General features: G+C 71.9%; 13 protein-coding genes and 3 pseudogenes. 8 read left to right on the top strand and 8 right to left on the bottom strand.

Features of this window, described 5'->3' with window-relative positions; genetic code table 11:
- Positions 1–872: 872 nt before the first annotated feature.
- Positions 873–1,556 (bottom strand): hemerythrin domain-containing protein, encoded by a 684-nt coding sequence (locus tag PV342_RS09605; RefSeq protein WP_433416781.1) that lies wholly within the window; start codon positions 1,554–1,556, stop codon positions 873–875.
- A 411-nt stretch (positions 1,557–1,967) separates the two neighbouring features.
- Between PV342_RS09605 and PV342_RS09600 the strand changes: the two genes are divergently transcribed.
- Positions 1,968–2,516, top strand: a complete 549-nt coding sequence (locus PV342_RS09600) for a YciI family protein (protein WP_500316594.1) — start codon at positions 1,968–1,970, stop codon at positions 2,514–2,516.
- Positions 2,517–2,548: 32 nt separating this feature from the next.
- On the opposite strand, the gene PV342_RS09595 is transcribed toward PV342_RS09600, so the two are convergent.
- Positions 2,549–3,478: a hypothetical protein gene (locus PV342_RS09595; RefSeq protein WP_500316592.1), complete on the bottom strand. Its 930-nt coding sequence runs from the start codon at positions 3,476–3,478 to the stop codon at positions 2,549–2,551.
- A 139-nt stretch (positions 3,479–3,617) separates the two neighbouring features.
- Positions 3,618–4,139: pseudogene (locus PV342_RS09590) on the bottom strand (alpha/beta hydrolase); the annotation flags it as partial.
- A 739-nt stretch (positions 4,140–4,878) separates the two neighbouring features.
- On the opposite strand from PV342_RS09590, the gene PV342_RS09585 reads away from it, so the two are divergent.
- The 3 genes and pseudogenes from PV342_RS09585 to PV342_RS09575 all read left to right on the top strand — a co-directional run bounded on the left by PV342_RS09585 (position 4,879) and on the right by PV342_RS09575 (position 6,593).
- A complete protein-coding gene (locus PV342_RS09585) occupies positions 4,879–5,439 on the top strand; it encodes a glycine-rich domain-containing protein (RefSeq protein WP_386992194.1) in 561 nt (186 codons plus the stop codon).
- A gap of 123 nt (positions 5,440–5,562) precedes the next feature.
- A pseudogene (locus tag PV342_RS09580) lies at positions 5,563–6,041 on the top strand (HIT family protein).
- A gap of 234 nt (positions 6,042–6,275) precedes the next feature.
- Entirely contained in the window at positions 6,276–6,593 is a 318-nt protein-coding gene (locus PV342_RS09575; protein WP_500316590.1) for a hypothetical protein, read from the top strand.
- Positions 6,594–6,623: 30 nt separating this feature from the next.
- Here PV342_RS09575 and PV342_RS09570 read toward each other — a convergent pair whose 3' ends face one another.
- The gene (locus PV342_RS09570; protein ID WP_500316589.1) at positions 6,624–7,130 is read right to left on the bottom strand and encodes a hypothetical protein; all 507 of its coding nucleotides are present in this window, start codon (positions 7,128–7,130) and stop codon (positions 6,624–6,626) included.
- Between the two features lie 152 nt (positions 7,131–7,282).
- On the opposite strand from PV342_RS09570, the gene PV342_RS09565 reads away from it, so the two are divergent.
- On the top strand, positions 7,283–8,077 hold the full coding sequence (locus tag PV342_RS09565; protein ID WP_500316587.1) for a DUF427 domain-containing protein: 795 nt from the start codon (positions 7,283–7,285) through the stop codon (positions 8,075–8,077).
- Positions 8,078–8,189: 112 nt separating this feature from the next.
- Here PV342_RS09565 and PV342_RS09560 read toward each other — a convergent pair whose 3' ends face one another.
- Entirely contained in the window at positions 8,190–8,993 is an 804-nt protein-coding gene (locus PV342_RS09560) for an SDR family NAD(P)-dependent oxidoreductase (protein WP_500316585.1), read from the bottom strand.
- Between the two features lie 102 nt (positions 8,994–9,095).
- Here PV342_RS09560 and PV342_RS09555 point away from each other — a divergent pair, with 102 nt between their 5' ends.
- The 3 genes from PV342_RS09555 (at position 9,096) to PV342_RS09545 (ending at position 13,104) form a co-directional block, all read left to right on the top strand.
- The gene (locus tag PV342_RS09555; protein WP_500316583.1) at positions 9,096–9,944 is read left to right on the top strand and encodes a helix-turn-helix transcriptional regulator; all 849 of its coding nucleotides are present in this window, start codon (positions 9,096–9,098) and stop codon (positions 9,942–9,944) included.
- 178 nt (positions 9,945–10,122) lie between these two features.
- Positions 10,123–11,235 carry a sensor histidine kinase gene (locus PV342_RS09550; protein WP_400803861.1) on the top strand — a complete coding sequence of 371 codons (1,113 nt, stop codon included), beginning with the start codon at positions 10,123–10,125 and terminating at the stop codon, positions 11,233–11,235.
- Positions 11,236–12,093: 858 nt separating this feature from the next.
- Positions 12,094–13,104 carry a TerC family protein gene (locus tag PV342_RS09545; RefSeq protein ID WP_500316581.1) on the top strand — a complete coding sequence of 337 codons (1,011 nt, stop codon included), beginning with the start codon at positions 12,094–12,096 and terminating at the stop codon, positions 13,102–13,104.
- Positions 13,105–14,252: 1,148 nt separating this feature from the next.
- Here the strand turns inward: PV342_RS09545 and PV342_RS09540 are convergent.
- The 3 genes and pseudogenes from PV342_RS09540 to PV342_RS09530 all read right to left on the bottom strand — a co-directional run bounded on the left by PV342_RS09540 (position 14,253) and on the right by PV342_RS09530 (position 16,951).
- Positions 14,253–15,149: a metal ABC transporter permease gene (locus PV342_RS09540; protein ID WP_500316580.1), complete on the bottom strand. Its 897-nt coding sequence runs from the start codon at positions 15,147–15,149 to the stop codon at positions 14,253–14,255.
- A pseudogene (locus PV342_RS09535) lies at positions 15,146–16,025 on the bottom strand (metal ABC transporter ATP-binding protein). The gene PV342_RS09540 and the pseudogene PV342_RS09535 overlap by 4 nt, the downstream one beginning before the upstream one ends.
- Complete coding sequence (locus tag PV342_RS09530) at positions 16,022–16,951, bottom strand: metal ABC transporter solute-binding protein, Zn/Mn family (protein ID WP_500316578.1); 930 nt, start codon at positions 16,949–16,951, stop codon at positions 16,022–16,024. The pseudogene PV342_RS09535 and the gene PV342_RS09530 overlap by 4 nt, the downstream one beginning before the upstream one ends.
- Positions 16,952–16,961: the final 10 nt, after the last annotated feature.

The following is a 16,961-nucleotide window of genomic DNA, read 5'->3' as shown; positions in this document are numbered from 1 at the left end:
TCCGTCTCGGGCGCGGTCCGCGCGGGGAACCCCATCGCGGCCACCGTAGGTTCCGGCCGCGGTCGTCGTGGCCTGCCCGGCCGGGAATGCGGGAAACCCGCAGACATTGCGGGGAACACCCGCAAACAGGGATTCCTGGGAATGGGATATAACTCACATCCCGGAAAACGCACAGAAAGCGGGCGGCCGGGCGTCGGGCCGCCCGGCGGCCGGCGTGGGCGAGCACATCCGGCCGTCCGGATCGTCGAAGGGCGTCGACCGCGACGTCCGGGACCGATCCCGGCAACGGCCCGGCGCCTCAGGCGCGTTGCCCGGCCGGATGTGATGGGCGAAGGAGAGCGCCGGTCCCGGTCCCGCGGGCGTTCGGCGCCTGCGTCCGGTTCGGCGCCCGCGGCGCCCGATGCCGGCCGTCGGGGCCGCCCGGCTGGGCCGGCGGTTCGACCGGTCCGGCGCGCAACTCGTCGTCGGTGGCCCGGCCGCCTCCGCGGCGCGGCGCGCGGATGGACGTCCAGGGCGTCCGTGCCCGGACCGCGGTCAGGGTGGAGCGCCGGGAGCGGGGTGAACTGCTCGGCCGCGGCGTGCGGGGCGTGCCGGCAGGACGGGAGGGGCGACGCCGCCGACGGAACGGTGTCGGTGGGTGCCCAACCACCCACACCCGGCGGAAGCCGCGATCGGCGGCCCGCCGGGCGGTCGCGACCGTTGCGGCCGGGGCGTCGCAGCGCCCGCGCCCTCTTCGGCGGGCGCCGGGTCGAGGACGGACAGCGGCGGCGGCGGTACTGCCGCCGACGGTGCTTGCCGCCTGCCTGCCACGCAAGCCCGGCCCTCGGGCGAGGACCGGATGGTGCCCCGGCCTGACCCGGTCGCCGGATGTCTCAGGAGCCGATGCGCGGCGGCCTGACCGTTCCGTGGACCTGCCGGGCGTGCGCGGCGTACCGGCGGCGTCCCAGGGCGGGGACGATCAGCCGGACCGGCAGCGGGGCGTTCGCGAGGACCGCCTTGACGACCTCCGGGTCACCCTCGTACATCGCCATGCCGAAGACGAGCGGCAGGTCCTTCTTCGGCGTGTTCTCCATGCCGTGCTCGCCCATCTGGTGCCACTCCGCCGCGGTCACGTGCTTCGCGGCCAGCGGCAGGATCTCCTTCTCCTCCAGCGACATGTGCTGGATGAGCACGGTCAGCAGCCGCTCGAACGCCTCGGCGAGCGCCTCGCCGTCCTCTCCGGTCGAGCGCCAGGCCGCGAGCCGTCCGGTCACCTCGTCGTGCAGTGCTTCGATGGCGTGGTGCTGCTGCTCCATCGTCGGCACGATGGCCTCGGCGTCCACGCCGGCCCGCTCGACCAGCTTCGGCCAGAGCAGCTTGTCCTCGCCCTCGTGGTGCGTGTGCAGAACCCGGCACACCAGCGCCGCGTGGGAACCGACGACGTCCACGCGCCGGGTGTCGCCGGGCGCGACGGACCGGACGAGGTCGGGAAGCAGTCTGAACTCCCGGCGCAGCGCGCTGTGGGCCATGTACATGTCGCGCGTATCGGCCATGGGTTCATCGACGAGTGGAGCCATTGTCTCTTCCTTGTACGGCCGCCCGGCATCCCGTGGGATGCCGGGCGGCCCGTGTCGGGCATGGCCCTGCGCGCTCCCCCCCGACGTCACGGCGTTCGCGGAAGCGTCGTCGTGGCACCGGCGGCCGCCGGTGCCCCCGAGCGCGCAGGGTGATCAAGGCAGGGGAAAAGTGCGGATCAGAGGCCTTTCCCGCTGTCCTGGTCACTGTGCCAGCAGCTTCCCGGCCGCCGCATGCGTCAAATGCCCCTGGGTCGCGGCCCCCGTATGGGTCGTCTGACGCTGCCGCCCGGTCCGCCGCTTCCCGTCCACCGTTTCCGGTCCGCCGGTTTCCGTCCCCGCCCCGGACGCGGTGTGAGGACGGGGGAAGGAAACTCCGGGCGGGGGCCGTGCGCCGTGGGGGAGGGTGTGCCCATGGAGTTCCTCTGCTACCACCGCGATCGTGCCGATTCGCTGACGCTTCGTCAGGAACTGCTCGAAGACCACTGGTCCTACATGGACCGGTACGAGAAGGAGATGATCGCCCGCGGCCCGACCCTCACCGCCGTGGACGGTGAGCCCACCGGCAGCGTGCACATCCTCGACCTTCCGGGCCCCGCGGCGGCCCGCGCGTTCGCCTTCGACGAGCCGGGCCACCAGGCCGGCGTGTACCGGGACGTGCTGCTGCGCCGGTGGCGCAACCTGCTGGGGCGCACCATGTGGGACTTCCCCGGCGGCCGTACCGGCGGCAACCGGTACCTGGTGCTCGGCCTCGGCGCGGGCCGGGGCGCCGACCTCGTCCTGCCGCCCGGGCGGGACGACCTGATCGCGTACGGGCCCCTGCTGTCCGACGACGGCGCCACGTGGCTGGGCACGGCCGCGCTCCTCCGGGCAGCGGATCCGGACACCGCACGTGCCGTTCTGACGGCCGGTGCGTACGCCGCGATCGAGGTCCACGACTGGCAGTTCGGTGGCCGGACCTGAGGCGAGCGCCAGATGGCGCGGGCGGCTGCGGCTCAGGATTCGTCCTCGAGCCCTCGGGTCAACTGCTCCGCGTGCGCGGCGGCTCGGCCTGCCCGACGGCGGGCGTCGCGGGCGGCCCTGTCGGCGTCGCGGTGCCGGCGCCGTGCCTGCGCCTGGTCGTCCCGGGCCGTGCGCAGGGCCTCTTCGGCTTCGGTGACCTGTTCGAGGAGTGCGGCGAGGCGGCGCTGGGCCTCCTCGCGGCGGCGGTCCGCGGCGTCGAGGTCCTCCTGGGCGGCCTCGGCGTCGCCTTCGCGGGCCCGGGCTTCCTGTTCGGCTTGACGTGCCTGGAGTCCTGCCCGCCCGGCCTCCTCGCGCCGGCGCTGCCGCTCCGCATCACGGCGGTCCCGCTCCACGTCCTCGGCGGCCTCCGCCGGCTTCTTCTTCGGCGGGCGGCGAGGCAGGTCGCTCACCTGGCCGGTGGCGGCCTGCCCGGTGAGGTCGACGGTCGCCGAAAGCGGCTTGGTGAGGCGGCCCTCCGCGAAGGCCGCCCCTGCGTCGGGGTCGGCGAGCGCGGCGTGCAGGGTCTGCTCCACCTCCTGCACGGCCGGGTCGGAGAGCGGGTGGCCGGCGTCGGCGGCGAGTCGTCCCGCCTGCCGGGACAGGGCCCGCACGAGTTCCCGCTGCCGGTGGCCGAGCCGGCGCAGCTGCTCGCCGTCGAGTGCCTGGTGGGCTTGGCGCAGTGCTTCGCCGAGCCGGAGGAACGGGCCGATGTCGTCGGGTTGTTCGCGGGCGAGCAGGTTGGCGGCCCAGGCCGACGCGGTGGGTCTGCGCAGGGCCGTGATGCGGTCGGCGAGGGTCCGGTCGCCGGACTTCCTGGCGGCCTGGGCGCGCGTGTTGCGGACGGCGGTGAACCGTGTGGGCGGCAGCCCGTACAGCTCGTCGGCGACCGCGTCGAGTTCGGTGGGAGCGTCCTCGCCTGCCACGTGTACCACCTGCCCGGCTGTCGACCCCGTACGAACCGCCCGGCCGGCGCCCCATGCCGGGGACTGCTGCCGCCCATCCGACAACCGCCCCCGCCGCCCCGCAGCCCCACCGCAGCCGATCGGGTCGGGAGGTGTGGGCCTACCGGGTGCCGAGGGCGTCGCGGAGGTGCTCGGCGAATGCGGCGGGATGGGTGGTCAGGCCGATGTGGCCGCCGGGGAAGTGGTGTAGTCCGGTGCCGAGCCGCTCGGCCAGGGCGGCGACGGCGCGGTGGGGGAGTTCCCCGCGGGAGTCCCGGCCGGCGGCGAGCACGAGCCGGTCCGACAGCGCCTTGAGGCGGTCGGTGCCGGGGACGTACGCCATGAAGGCGGGGACGACGCGTCCGACGAACAGGGGCAGGTTGGCCCTGGTCCGCTCGACCCGCGCGACCGCGTGCGGGGGGAGCTTGATCTCCGGGTTCGGGCCGCTGCCGTCGTCGTCCTTCTTCATGCCTTCGGCGAACGCGGCCATCGCGGGCATGAGGCCCTGGTCGCGGTAGGTGTCCCGCACGCGGGCGACCAGCGCGCGGTGTTCGCGGGCGTCGGGGAGGAGCTCCACGACCGGCGGTTCGTGCGCCACGAGACGTGCGACGCGTCCGGGATGGGTGGTGAGCAGGTGGAGGGCAGGACCACTAGGAATTGGGGACGAATTCGGGCCCGGGAATTGGGGGTGGTGCTGTACGCGCCGCTGCTGACGCCGTGTCGGCGGCCGGTCCGTCACCCGCTTTGGCTACACAATGTGCACACCTCATTACGCAGGGCGATTCTTGCTGTTGGGTTCGCTGCTGTCCCCGACGGCTCCCTCTCCTGGTGGCGGTGTCTGCCGCGCCCGCGAGCCCCTTCCTGGAGGTGACGTGTTGTCCCGAATAGCCGTGCCTGAGGCGCCCGTTCAGCGGCGCCGAGTTGGTCTGCGGATGTGGACGATGGCCGCGAGCGTGGCCCTGGCGTCCAGTGCTGTGACAGGTGCCGCCCACGCCGAAAGTGCCGACGGCGGCCAGGTCGACGCCGTGAAACCCGGCGCCCGGGCAAGCCTCGCCGACCCGTGCTTCCTCTTCCCCTACTTCCCCGGGTACTGCCCGAGCCGGCCCGGCTACCACGGCTATCCCGGCCACCACGGCTATCCCGGTCGCCCCGGCATTCCGGGTCCGCCCGGTCCTCCCGGCCCGCAGGGTCCGGCCGGTCCTCCCGGAACCACCGGGCCGCAGGGGCCCGCCGGTCCCGGAGGCCCGGCGGGTCCGGCCGGGCCGCAGGGCGACACCGGCGAGACCGGGCCCGCGGGTCCGGCGGGTCCCTCTGGTCCGGCTGGTCCGGCTGGTCCCTCTGGTCCGGCTGGTCCTGCAGGGCCGGGGGCCGCGCCGCACGACTTGGAGGACTTCACGGACAGCGGGACCTTCACTCCGCCCGCCGATGTCACCCGGGTCTTCGTCCAGGTGTGGGGCGGCGGCGGTGGCGGTGGCGGGATCAGCGTCCTTCCTCCCGGCCTCCTCGGCGCAGGCGGCGGCGCCGGCGGCTTCGCCTGGTGCGCAGTGCCGGTGACGCCCGGGACGGCGTACACCGTGACCGTCGGCCAAGGTGGGCCCGGTTCCGCGGATGCGAACGGCGCCGACGGGACCGCCACTACCCTGTCCGGCCCCGGCGGCCCCCTCGCGGAGGCCACCGGCGGCGCCGGCGGACAGGTCGGCTCACTCGCTCCGAGTCCCAGTGCCGGCGGAACGGGCAACTGTTTCGGGAACAGTGGTACGACCCGTACGGGTGCCGCGGGTCAGCCTCCCCTGAGCCTCGGCGTGGCGGGCCTGGGAGGCCGGCCTCCGGTGAACGGCATCGTCGAGCCCGAGCCGCAGGGGGCGGGCACGGGTGGCAACGGCGCCTTGGCCGTGCTGCCGGCGCAGGACGGTGTCAAGGGATACGCCGTCATCTGGTGGTAGCGACGTGAGGAACGGGCACACGGCAGGCCTGGCGCGCCCTGTGGCGCGCCAGGCCTGTTCCCACGGGCGCTCGCCCTCCGGGGCGAAGAGCGGCTCTTGATCGCCTGCGCGTAGGTTCGGGCCATGACAGGCGACTGGCGAACGGACCGGATCGGGGCGGCTCTGCGGGGCGCGAACCCGACCGTGCTGCGGCGGCTCGAGTCGGGATTCGCGGTGATCGGCGATGTGCAGTTCCTGCCGGGCTACTCGGTTCTCCTCGTGGATGACGTGAGCGTTCAGCGGCTGTCCGACCTGCCAAGGGCCAAGCGGTTGTCGTTCCTGTCCGACATGGACCGGCTCGGGGAGGCGGTCGAGCGGGCCTGCCGGCAGATGGACCCCGACTTCCGCCGGGTCAACCTGGAGATCCTGGGGAACACTGATCCGTTCTTGCATGCCCATGTCTGGCCGCGCTTCGAGTGGGAGCCGGGCGAGTTGGTGGGCAAACCTGTGTGGCTGTATCCGCGTGAGCGGTGGAGTGACGAGCGGTTCAGACTCGGTCCCAGCATGATGTGCTGCGGGACGCGATCGGCACCGAACTGGACCGATTGCCCTTGATGGACTGACGTTGCGGGCCCGCCTGAAGAAGGGATGGCCACCCCCGGGCTACGGACAACGCCCGCTCCGCCCAGGCCGAGAGACCACTCCCGTTCGGGCATGCAGGTGGCACGGTTATCCTTTCGCCGGAACGGCGGGCCATGGAGCGGGCCTGGAAACGGCTTCGAAGGGGCGGGCGTTCGGTGGGCGGCGCAGGTGAGACCAGGAGCTCGCGCTCCGTTGCCCTGCCGATGGGTATCGTCATGTCCCTCGGCACATGCTGGCTGATCGCGAACATCTGGTCTTCGTGCGATGTCGGGGTGAACGGCTCCGCCGATTCGGGTTTTCTGGTGATCGTCTACCTTCCGCTCGCCTTTGTCCACTTCTCGGTCGCGGCCGGCGTCACCCATTCGGTCATGGCGAAGTGGACCAACGCGACGTTGGCCCTTGGAAGCGCCGTCGCCGTGGAGACCGCCATCGGCTGGACAGCGATCGCTTGGATCGGAGTCGTGGACGACTACCCGGCGCCGTTCTGTCCCGGCAACATCCCGTCGTGGTGGCCGGACTTCATCCCCGTCTGACGCGCACGTGGACGACGAGGCGGCGTTCACTCAGCCCGCGGAGCCGGAGGGCTCCGCGCCGTTGCGCGTGCGCACCCGACGTCGCCTTTCCTGCCGGAGCTCCACCGCGGCGAAGGTCATCAGGCCCAGGCCCACGGCGGCCACCCCGGACGAGACGAACAGCCCCTTCCCGCCGATGTCACGCTCCGCGGTGACCGTGTCGGGACGATCGGGCCGGTGGACGACGGCCAGGCGATCCCCGTCGTCCAGCGACCTGCGGTCGGTGGTCGACGGCAGCCGGTAGGTGACCTCGTCGTTCGCCACCGTGAAGGTCACCCAGAACCGATCGTCGTCGGCCCCCTGGGGGTGCGTCCGGATGATCCCCGTCGTGTGCACGCCGTCGCGCAGTTCCACGGCGCTCTTCACCGTTGGGGTCAGCAGACCCACGCCGACGATGAGGAACAGCGCGCCGAACACGAGGTTGACCCGGGGGTCCTGGATCTCTTCGCGGACGCTCTTCCCGGCGTTCGGAAAGGCCCGGGGGTCCCATCCCGGCACTCCATGACTTCGCCGCACCGCGTCGCCGCCCCCTGTGAATCACGGTCCACGGGGCACATCATGGCGCTTCCGGTGCGGCCTGTCACGGTTCCATCGTGCTGTCGGTCATCCCTTGAGAGACGAGGAACGAGCGGACCGAGGGGTCATCCACCATGGCAAACGAGAGTGTTCTGCACCCGAGCCTGATCGCCCCGGTCGGGCATGTCGAGCCGGTGCCGCGCAGGATCAGGGGGCTGATCGGCGGGCGCGTCGTCTTCGACACCCGCCGTGCGCTGTACGTGTGGGAGTGGCAGGCCTACCCGCAGTTCAGCATTCCGGTCGAGGACCTGGTCGACGGTGAGCTCATTGACGAGCACCACACCGAGCACCACGGTGCCGGCTCCGCGCGCCGGCACTCACTGCGGATCGGCTCGGAGGTCCGCGAGGGTGCGGCGTGGGTGTGGGACGAGGACAGCCCGAAGCCCCTGCACGGGACCGTGCGCTTCGAGTGGGAGGCGGTGGACTTCTGGTTCGAGGAGGACGAGCCGGTCTTCGTACACCCCAGGAGCCCCTACTCGCGGGTGGACGCCCTGCGTTCGTCGAGCGGCGTCCGGGTGGAAGTGGAGGGGGTCGTGCTCGCGGAGGCGCCCAACTGCGTGAAGCTGTTCGAGACCGGCCTTCCCACCCGCTACTACATCGAGCGGATGTACGTCGACTGGGCGCGACTGCGGCACTCGGACACGGTGACGCGTTGCCCGTACAAGGGGACGACGAGCGGCTACTGGTCGTTCGACGGCGACACCGCGTCCCACGAGGACATCGCCTGGGGGTACGACTTCCCGACCATCCACGCCAACCGCATCGCGGGCCTGGTCGCCTTCTACAACGAGCACGTCGACCTGTACGTCGACGGCCATCTGCTCCCGAAGCCCACCGACTCCGTCCTCGCGGTGCCCAAGCCCAAGTAGCCTCCGGAGCCGTCCCGCTTCCGCAGGGCCGCCCGGTGTGTCCGGGTGCCCTGCGGAAGCGGGAGAGGAACTCGCGGCGGTGGTCGAAAAGCCCCCGATGACCGGCCGGGGATCAGGACGGGCGGGTGGTGGAGATCCCGCCGTCCACGGAGAGCGTGATGCCGTGGACCATGGACGCGTCGTCGCTGACGAGGTAGAGGACGCCCTTGGCGATGTCCTCGGGACGGACGACCACGCCTGCCGGGGTGGCGGCGGTCATCGCGTCGAGCGCCGCCCGGGCCGCCTCGTTGCCCGGGGTGAGGGTCGCCCCGGGGGCGACGGCGTTCACGCGCACGCCGCGCGGCCCGTACTCCGCCGCCCAGCTGCGGGTGAGCTGTTCGTCCGCCGCCTTGGTCGCGGTGTACATCGCCGCGTAGGGGCTGCCGACGCGGGCCATCCAGGAGCCGATGGTGACGATGGCGCCGCTGCCGCGCTCGGCCATGGCCGGCGCCATCGCGGCGACCAGGACGTGGGGGGCGCGGACGTTGACCGCGAGCATGGCGTCCAGTTCCGCGTCCGGCAGGTCCTCGGTGCGCGTCGCGGGGTAGATGCCCGCGTTGTTGACCAGGATGTCGACGCGCCCACCGAGCGCGTCGGTGGCCTGTGCGGCGAAGGCCCGCAGTTGCTCGTAGCCGCTGGCCAGGTCCGCCGCGACGAAGTCGGCCCGGCCGCCGGCCTGCCGGATGTCGTCGACGAGTTGCCGCCCGCGGGGCCCCTGGCGGCCGCTGACGACGACGTGTGCGCCCTCGCCGGCCAATGTGCGGGCTATCGCCGCGCCGATCCCGCTGGTCGAGCCGGTGATCGCGGCCGTGCGGCCGGCCAGCCGGGAGCCGGGGGTGGAGGGTGGGCCGTCCATGGTGTGATGCGAAGTAGTCATGGGTCCCTGTCTAAGCCGGACCGTCGACGTCGGGCCAGGTCAGGACGTACCTGGGCATGGCAGGACCACCCGGCTCGCCGGCGTCCCGCCTACCCTGGAGCCATGCCACGCGACCGCGCCGCGCTCGGGGCGTTCCTCCGCTCCCGCCGGGACCGCCTCACCCCCTCCCAGGCGGGCATCGAAGCCTTCCCCGGGGCCCGGCGGGTGCCGGGGCTGCGGCGCGAGGAGCTGGCCGTGCTCGCCGGCCTGAGCCCGGACTACTACAGCCGGCTCGAACAGGGACGCCAGGCCAACATCTCCGACGAGGTCCTCGACGCGCTGGCCCGGGCGTTGCGGCTGGACGAGGTCGAACACGCCCACCTCCGCGACCTCGCCGCACCCACCGCTCGGCGCCGCGCCGCGACCCCGCACGCGGCCGCCGTCCAGCGTCCGGATCCCGGGCTGCTGCGGGTGATGCGCACGCTGGACCACGTCCCGGTGCTGCTGCTCGGTCATCGCGGCGAGGTGCTGGCCCGCAACGGGATGCTGATGGAGGTGCTGGGCCGTCCGCTGGAGCCGGGGACGTCGTTCGTCCGCTTCATGTTCCAGGACCCGGTCGCGCGCGAGCGGGTCGTGAACTGGCAGGACTTCGCGTCGGCCACGGTCGCCACCATGCGCCGGGAGACCGCCCGCCGCCCGCACGACACCCGCCTCACGGTGCTCGTGGACGAGCTTCGCACCACCGACGCCGATGTCGCCCGCTGGTGGGACGACCACGCCGTCCGCGACTACGCCTCGGTCGCCAAGCGCATCCAGCACCCCACCGCGGGCCCGCTGACCTTCGACATCGAGATCGTCTGCGCGCCCAATGAGCCTGACCAGCGCCTTGTCGTCTACACCTGCGACCCCGACTCCACGACCGCCCGCGTCCTGCCGATCCTGGCCGGCTGGACCACCGCGCCCCATCTCTGACCGGGTTCTCTTCCCCGGCAGGCGGCGGTTCCGCTTTGCCCTGTTACGATCATGAATGATCCTGTTCGGGTGAGTGGAAACCCCGGTTGCCGGTGGGCAGCCCCTCCTGCGCGTCGCACCCCGTGATCCACGGGGAACGCGGGCGCGGCATGCCGCCGTCGACGGGCCGGGAGGCCAGGTGAATCTCCGGCATCCGCCGTCCGCGGTGCTCGACGGCGCATTGGTCCTCGTCGCGCTGTTCGACGTCTGGGTCCATGTCCACGCCGACGAACCCCTGCAACTGGCGTGCGCGCTGGGCGGGGCCTTCGCGCTCCTGCTGCGGCACGGCAGGCCGCTGCTGACGTTTCTGGTGACCCTGCCCGCCGTCTTCTTCTCCGACGCGATCTTCGCCTCGCTGGCGGCGCTCTACACCCTCGCGTCGGTGTCCCGCAGGCGCGTCATCCTGGCCGTCGGCGTGGTGGCCTTCACGCTCTGCGATCTCGCGCCCGACATCAACGTCTCCGCGGAGGACCTGGTCACGTTGAGCTACACGGCGGCGACCGCGGCTGCCGCGGTCTTCCTGGGGCAACTGGTGCAGGCCCGCCGGGACCTCTCGCAGCGCATCGTGGAGATCTCCGAGGCCCGCGAGCACGAACGGCTGCTGATCGCGCAGACGATCCTGGCCGCCGAGCGGTCGCAGCTCGCACGAGAGATGCACGACGTGGTCTCCCACCAGGTCAGTCTGATCGCGGTGCGGGCCGGCGCCCTGCAGGTCGGTACGCGTGACACGCACGCCAAGGAAGCCGCCAGTACGATCCGCAGGCTGAGCGTGCAGACCCTGGACGAGCTGAGGTACATGGTCAGCGTGCTGCGTGCCGCCGGTGACCGCCCCACCGATCTGACCCCGCAGCCCTCCCTGGCGGATCTGGAGCGCCTCGTCGACGGCAGTGGCATCGAGGCCCGGCTGACCGCCGACCTTCCCGGTGATCTGGCCCCTTCGGTGCAGCGCGCCCTGTACCGCACGGTCCAGGAAGGGCTGACCAACGTACGCAAGCACGCCCCGGGGGCCGCCACGACGATCCGGCTCTGGCAGAGCGACGAGACCGTCCACGTCACGGTCACCAACGGTCCTCCGACCCGGTCGACCATCCCTTTGCCGAGCGCCCATTACGGCCTGACGGGCCTGCGCCAGCGTGCGGCACTGCTCGGCGGGACGCTGACCTGCGGTCCGATCTCCGACGGCGGGTACCAACTCCGGCTCGATCTTCCGGTCAAGACGACCACGCCCGCGCCGGGCGGCGCCGGCCCGTGACGAGTGGGGGAGCCTGTTCGGCGTGCCGACCGCCGCTGGTGGGTGTATTGACTCCACGGCATCGCGGACAGAGCATGGATTCGACGGGAATGTGGCGATAAGAGCCGATTCGGGCATCGCCACTTCACCTGCGGGGTCCGATCACCCGCAGCGAGGCCTGGGGCCGCTCGGGCGCACACTCGCACGCAGCCTCTCGCCTCGACCAGGCCCAGGAACCAACCTGGCAAGGGAGAGTTGTCATGCGTATTCCCAGGTGGCCCCTCGCCGCGATGGCAGGCCTCGCGCTCGCCCTGGGGGGTGCGGGTGCGGCCACTTCGGCCGTCGCCGCACCGACGAGCGCGCCCGTGTCCTCCGTGAGTCACGGTGGCTGGGGCGACGGAAATTGGGGTTACGGCTACGGCTACGGTCACGGCGGCCATGGTCACGGCCACGGCGGCCACGGCGGTTACGGTTACGGCGGTTACGGCGGTTACGGCGGTTACGGAGATCACGGCGGCCATGGCGGCCATGGTGACGGCGGCTACGGCGGTCACGGTGGTGGCGGCTATGGCGGTGGTGGTCACGGTGGTGGCGGCTACGGCGGTGGGGGCGGCGGTCACGGTGGCGGCGGTGGAGGTGGCGGCCACGGCGGTGGAGGCGGTGGCGGCGGAAGGTGACAGACCGGATGGGGCCGACGAATCGGCCCCATCCCGCATGTCCGCGGCGGGTCGAGGGAGGTGCGGCACTGGGTCGGACAGGGGGTCAGGAGGCCAGGTCGAATCGGCGCACCCCGGCGGCACCCCTCGCGCAGGGAACTTCAATAGTACGCATATCTCCATGAATGGTTAAAAGGCTGGCAAAGGCGGGAAGGCGGGCGGTGTGGACATACCGATCGCCGCCTGGATCGTCCTCATCGCCTTCCTGGCGGTGGTGCTCGTCCTGGACCTGTTCGTCATCCACCGCCGGGCGAGCGTGATCTCCATCCGGGAAGCCGCCGGGTGGAGCGTCGTCTGGCTGTTGCTGGGACTCGGCTTCTGCGGTCTGCTGTTGCTCTGGAAGGGCCCGGTCTTGGCCGAGGAGTACCTGGCCGGCTATCTCATCGAGAAGAGCCTGTCGGTCGACAACATCTTCGTCTTCGCCCTGATCTTCGGGTACTTCGGCATTCCCGACCGGTACCAGCACCGGGTCCTGATGTGGGGCATCATCGGCGCGCTTGCCATGCGCGCGGTGTTCATCCTGGTCGGCGCGGCGCTTCTGGACGCCTTCCACGCGACCATCTACGTCTTCGGCGCGCTCTTGCTGCTGACCGCGTTCAAGGTGCTGCGCCACGGAGCGGCCCAGGTCCACCCCGACCGGAACGTCGTCCTGCGCGCGCTGCGCCGCGTGGCCCCCGTGACGGAGCGACTGCACGGCCAGCGCCTGCTGGTCAGGGTGAACGGGGCCTGGGCGGTCACCCCTCTGCTTGCCGCGCTGATCGTCATCGAGACCACCGACGTCGTCTTCGCCGTCGACAGCATTCCGGCGATCTTCGCGGTCACCCAGAACACCTTCATCGTCTTCGCCGCCAACGCCTTCTCCCTGCTGGGCATGCGAGCGGCCTACTTCCTCATCAGCGGCGCCGCCCGCCGGTTCCGCCACCTCCAGACCGGCCTGGGCGTCATCCTCGCGGGAGTCGGGGTGAAGCTCCTGCTCACCGACCTCTGCAAGGTGCCCGTCTGGGCGTCGCTCAGCTTCATCATCGCCGTACTCGCCGTCACCTTCGCCGTCTCCTGGTACGACACCCGCTCCAGCTCGGGCACCCCTCGTCAGGGCGCCGGCCCTCCGACCGCCGGGGAGGACGACACGCGCGGCGACACCAGGCGGCCCTCGTACGACGGTTCGGAGGTGTGAACCACCAGGACGCTCACGTCCGCGCGGTGGGGTGCCTCGCGGGCCCGCGTTCCCCGGCGCTCACCCATCCCGTCTCGTAGCCGACGACGGGGCGAGGATGCGGGTCGTAGGTCTTGACGGTCGCCTCGGCAGGCCGGCGGTAGGCAAGTCCGGCACGTCCCTCCGTACCGACGCCCGGCCGGGCCGGGTCCCGAAGCGGACGAAGGGTGACCGGATTCGGGCCGGGGCGAACTCCCGTCCCCGATTCCCAAGGGGGTTCTGACGTGGACATCGCCTGGATCCTCGAGGACGACCGAGGTCGTCCTGATCGAGACGTCGGACGAACTCGCCGCATCGTCCGCCCGGATCACGAGGTGCTTCCCGTCGACGGCCGACGACGTGGAGGCATGGGTCGAAAGGGCGCGGTCCTCCTTCAAGGGCGTGGCCGGTCCTTGCCCGGGGGAGAAGGACAGGGCTTGAGCACGGGAGACGCGCACGGCGCCTGGTGACGGAAGGAACCCCGGTCGGACATCCGACGGGGTTCCTACCGAGGTCAGCTCCTCCCCGTCAGGCGCAGATCCCCGGCCCGGCTCTCGCAACGGACCCGCCCGGAGGGGAACGAGAGCTCGAGGGCTACGCGCCCTGTCTGTGGTTCGAGGTCCTCCCGTGCCGCCAGAACACTCCCCGATGTGCCTCTCGAACGGTGTCGTTCCATTGAGCGCTCCTACGGTGATGTGCCCCGAGTCGCCCATGTCGTACCCGGCGTACGGTTCCGAGGTCTCGACGACCAGACACCAATCCGACCCGGTCGTGATGTGGATGGCGCGATCACCTTCATCGATCAGCCACACATCGAGCGGGCCGACGGGGTCGTCGGTGCCGTACACGTGCCACGACGCGACGACGTTCACGAGCCGACTCCCCACCAGGCCGCGCGTGCTCGCTCCCGCGCCATGAAGTGAGCAATGGCTCGGTCTTTCGGACTCCACCGGGCGACGGTACCGCCCTGCCGGCACGGAGCGAGTGCACCGCCCCCTCGTCCGGCCGTCCGTGGGGCGGCGAACCGGCCGGTGAGAGCGGTGTGTTGGGGAAAACGCCGACGCCGTGCCATCACTCCCGGAGCGGTCGCGGCGGCACCGCGGCCGCCGGAGGTCCGGGAGTGATGGAACTCAGCCGCGTACCGCCTCGCCCCCGACGCCCGCCGCGACGCGGGCCGTTCGGCGGTGCCGGGCACGCCGTGCTCCGATCGCCCGGCACACGGCGTAGACGAGGAAGGAGATCGTCGTCACGTAAGGGCTGATCGGAATGCTGCTGCCGAGGGCGAGGAGGATGCCGCCCTCCGTGGCGAGCACGGCGAAGAGCACGCTCAACAGGGGCAGGAGCACCGGAGAACCCGTCACCCGGGAGGCCGCCGCGGCGGGGGTGACGACCAGACTGAGCACCAGGAGTGCCCCGACGACCTGTACCGACAGGGCGATCGCGAGTCCGAGGACGAGCATGAAGGCCACGGACAGGCCCCGGACGGGCAGACCGCGTGCCTCCGCGACCTGCGGGTCGGCGCTGGCGAAGGTCAGCGGACGCCAGATGGCGGCGAGGACGACCAGCACCAGCGCGGACACCGCGAGCATCCATCCGGTCCGCGGGTCGTCGATGGCCACGATCTGACCCGTCAGCAGGCCGAACTTGTTGGCCGAACGTCCCTTGTGGAGGGCGAGGAACAGGACGCCGAGCCCGAGCCCGAACGGCATCAGGACGCCGATGGCCGAGTTGCGGTCCCGGGCCCGGGCGCCCAGCGCGCCGATCGCCAGGGCGGCGACGAGCGAGCCGGCGATCGAGCCCGCCACCACGTTCACCCCGAGCAGCAGGGCCGCCGAGGCGCCCGCGAAGGACAGCTCGCTGATCCCGTGGACGGCGAAGGGCAGGTCCCGGAGCACCACGAAGACTCCGGTCAGTCCGCCGACCAGCCCCAGGACACCGCCCACGATGAGGGAGTTGCGCACCAGACCCAGCAGAGCGCCGTAGTCCTGGAAGTCGAAGATCTGCTGCCATGTCCCGGCCGCCGTCATGAATACGCTCCGTCGGTGTTGTGCGTGTGCTCGGTGTCCAGTTCCGGGTGGTGCACCGGCTGCCGGTCGTGCGCTCCGACGACGACGAACCTGCCCCGCACGCGCAGCACGTCGACCTGCGACCCGTACAGGGCCGACAGGGACGCCGATGTGAGCACCTCCTCCGGCCGACCGATGCGGTGTCCCTGCGGGGCGAGGTAGAGCACCCGGTCCACGAGGTCGAGGACGGGGTGTCCGGTGGTCCCGGCGTCTGCGGTCGATGAGTTCCGTCACCGCCCGCTGGTGGTGGAGGTCCAGGGAGAGCGTGGGCTCGTCGCACAGCAGCACGCGGGGATCGGTGGCCAGGGCCTGGCCGATACGCACGCGCTGCCGCTCGCCGCCCGAGAGGGTGCCGAGCGGCGCGTTCGCGTACGCCGACGCGCCGACGGCCTCCAGGACGGCGTCGACGCGGTGCCGGGTGGCGGCACCGCGTCCGCGAAGTCCGAACCGAAGTCCGAACCGGTGCCCGTCCAGACCGTAGCCCACCAACTCGCGCGCCCGTACGACGTCGTGCGCCGGAGCGGTTCCCTGCTGCGGTACGTAGCCGATGTGGCGGGCGGCCCGCCGGGGATCGGCGCCGAGCACGCGCAGGGTGCCGAAGGAGAGCGGCCGGCGCCCCAGAAGGGCCTGGACCAGACTGGACTTGCCGGAGCCGTTCGGCCCGAGGACCGCCCAGAACTCCCCGGGGCGCACATCCAGGTCGAGTTCCTTCCAGAGGGTGCGGTCCCCGTACCGGAGGCCGCCGTTCCTCATCCGGATCAGCGGTTCCGGCCTGCCCTGGAGATCGGCGTCGCCCGCGCGGGGCCCGGGTACGGACGGCGGGGTCTCGCCGGTCACTTGTTCAGGGCGTCGGCGAGTGCGTCGACGTTGTCGTTCATCCACGTCAGGTAGTCCTTGCCGTCGGGCAGGGTCTCGGTGACGGGCACCACGGGCACGCCGGCCGCCTCGGCCGCCGACTTGACCTTCTCCGTCTGGGCGCCGGAGGTCTGCTGGTTGTAGACGAGGGCCTTGACCTTCTTGTCGGAGAAGAGGTCCAGGGTGGCCTGGAGGACCTTGGCGGACACGTCGTCGCCCTCCTCGACCGCCTCGCTGAACTCCTCGGGTGTGCGGTTGGCCAGACCGGACGCTTCGAGCAGGTAGAGCGGCACCGGCTCGGTGATCGCCACGCCGTCGCCGGCGTGCGCGGACTTGAGGGAGGCATCCTTGTCCTCCAGCGCGGTGAGGCTCTTCTTGAAGGCCGCCGCGTTCTTGGTGAAGGTGCCGGCGTTGTCCGGGTCCGCCTTGCCCAGAGCGTCGGCGATACGGTCGGCGACCTTGCTCACCGACGGGAAGTCGTACCAGACGTGCTCGTTGAGTTCCCCGCCTGCCGGAGCGGTCCGGCCCGAGACCTCGACGGCGCTGATCACCTCCGCGGAGGCGTTGCCGCTCCCCAGCATCCGGTCGACGAAGTCGTCGTACCCGCCGCCGTTCTCCACCACGACCTTCGCCTTGGAGAGGGCGAGCCGGTTGCGGGTGCCGGCCTCGTAGGAGTGCGGGTCCTGGGCGGGGTCGCTGATGATCGAGGTGACGTCGACCCGGTCGCCGCCTATGCGTTCGACGATGTCGCCGTAGACGTTGGTCGAGGCGACGACGGTGACCTTGGACGCGGAAGCGGCGCTCCCGGTGCTCGCGGCGTCGTCGGAGGAACCGCCGCAGCCGGCCAGCAGGCCGAGCGACGCGGCGCCGGCGAGCAGCCCGGCGAGACGGGAAGGGGTGCGGGACATGGGGAAGCCT

Origin of the sequence: Streptomyces sp. PA03-3a, assembly GCF_033792735.1 — a bacterium.
GTDB lineage: Bacteria > Actinomycetota > Actinomycetes > Streptomycetales > Streptomycetaceae > Actinacidiphila.
This window is presented reverse-complemented; position numbering and strand designations above follow the sequence as displayed.

Excerpts from the sequence above, each read along its gene's own strand:
- PV342_RS09605 (WP_433416781.1), bottom strand. The coding sequence starts at position 1,556 with ATGGCTCCACTCGTCGATGAACCCATGGCCGATACGCGCGACATGTAC.
- PV342_RS09600 (WP_500316594.1), top strand. The coding sequence starts at position 1,968 with ATGGAGTTCCTCTGCTACCACCGCGATCGTGCCGATTCGCTGACGCTT.
- PV342_RS09575 (WP_500316590.1), top strand. The coding sequence starts at position 6,276 with ATGTCCCTCGGCACATGCTGGCTGATCGCGAACATCTGGTCTTCGTGC.
- PV342_RS09565 (WP_500316587.1), top strand. The coding sequence starts at position 7,283 with ATGGCAAACGAGAGTGTTCTGCACCCGAGCCTGATCGCCCCGGTCGGG.
- PV342_RS09560 (WP_500316585.1), bottom strand. The coding sequence starts at position 8,993 with ATGACTACTTCGCATCACACCATGGACGGCCCACCCTCCACCCCCGGC.
- PV342_RS09555 (WP_500316583.1), top strand. The coding sequence starts at position 9,096 with ATGCCACGCGACCGCGCCGCGCTCGGGGCGTTCCTCCGCTCCCGCCGG.
- PV342_RS09540 (WP_500316580.1), bottom strand. The coding sequence starts at position 15,149 with ATGACGGCGGCCGGGACATGGCAGCAGATCTTCGACTTCCAGGACTAC.
- PV342_RS09530 (WP_500316578.1), bottom strand. The coding sequence starts at position 16,951 with ATGTCCCGCACCCCTTCCCGTCTCGCCGGGCTGCTCGCCGGCGCCGCG.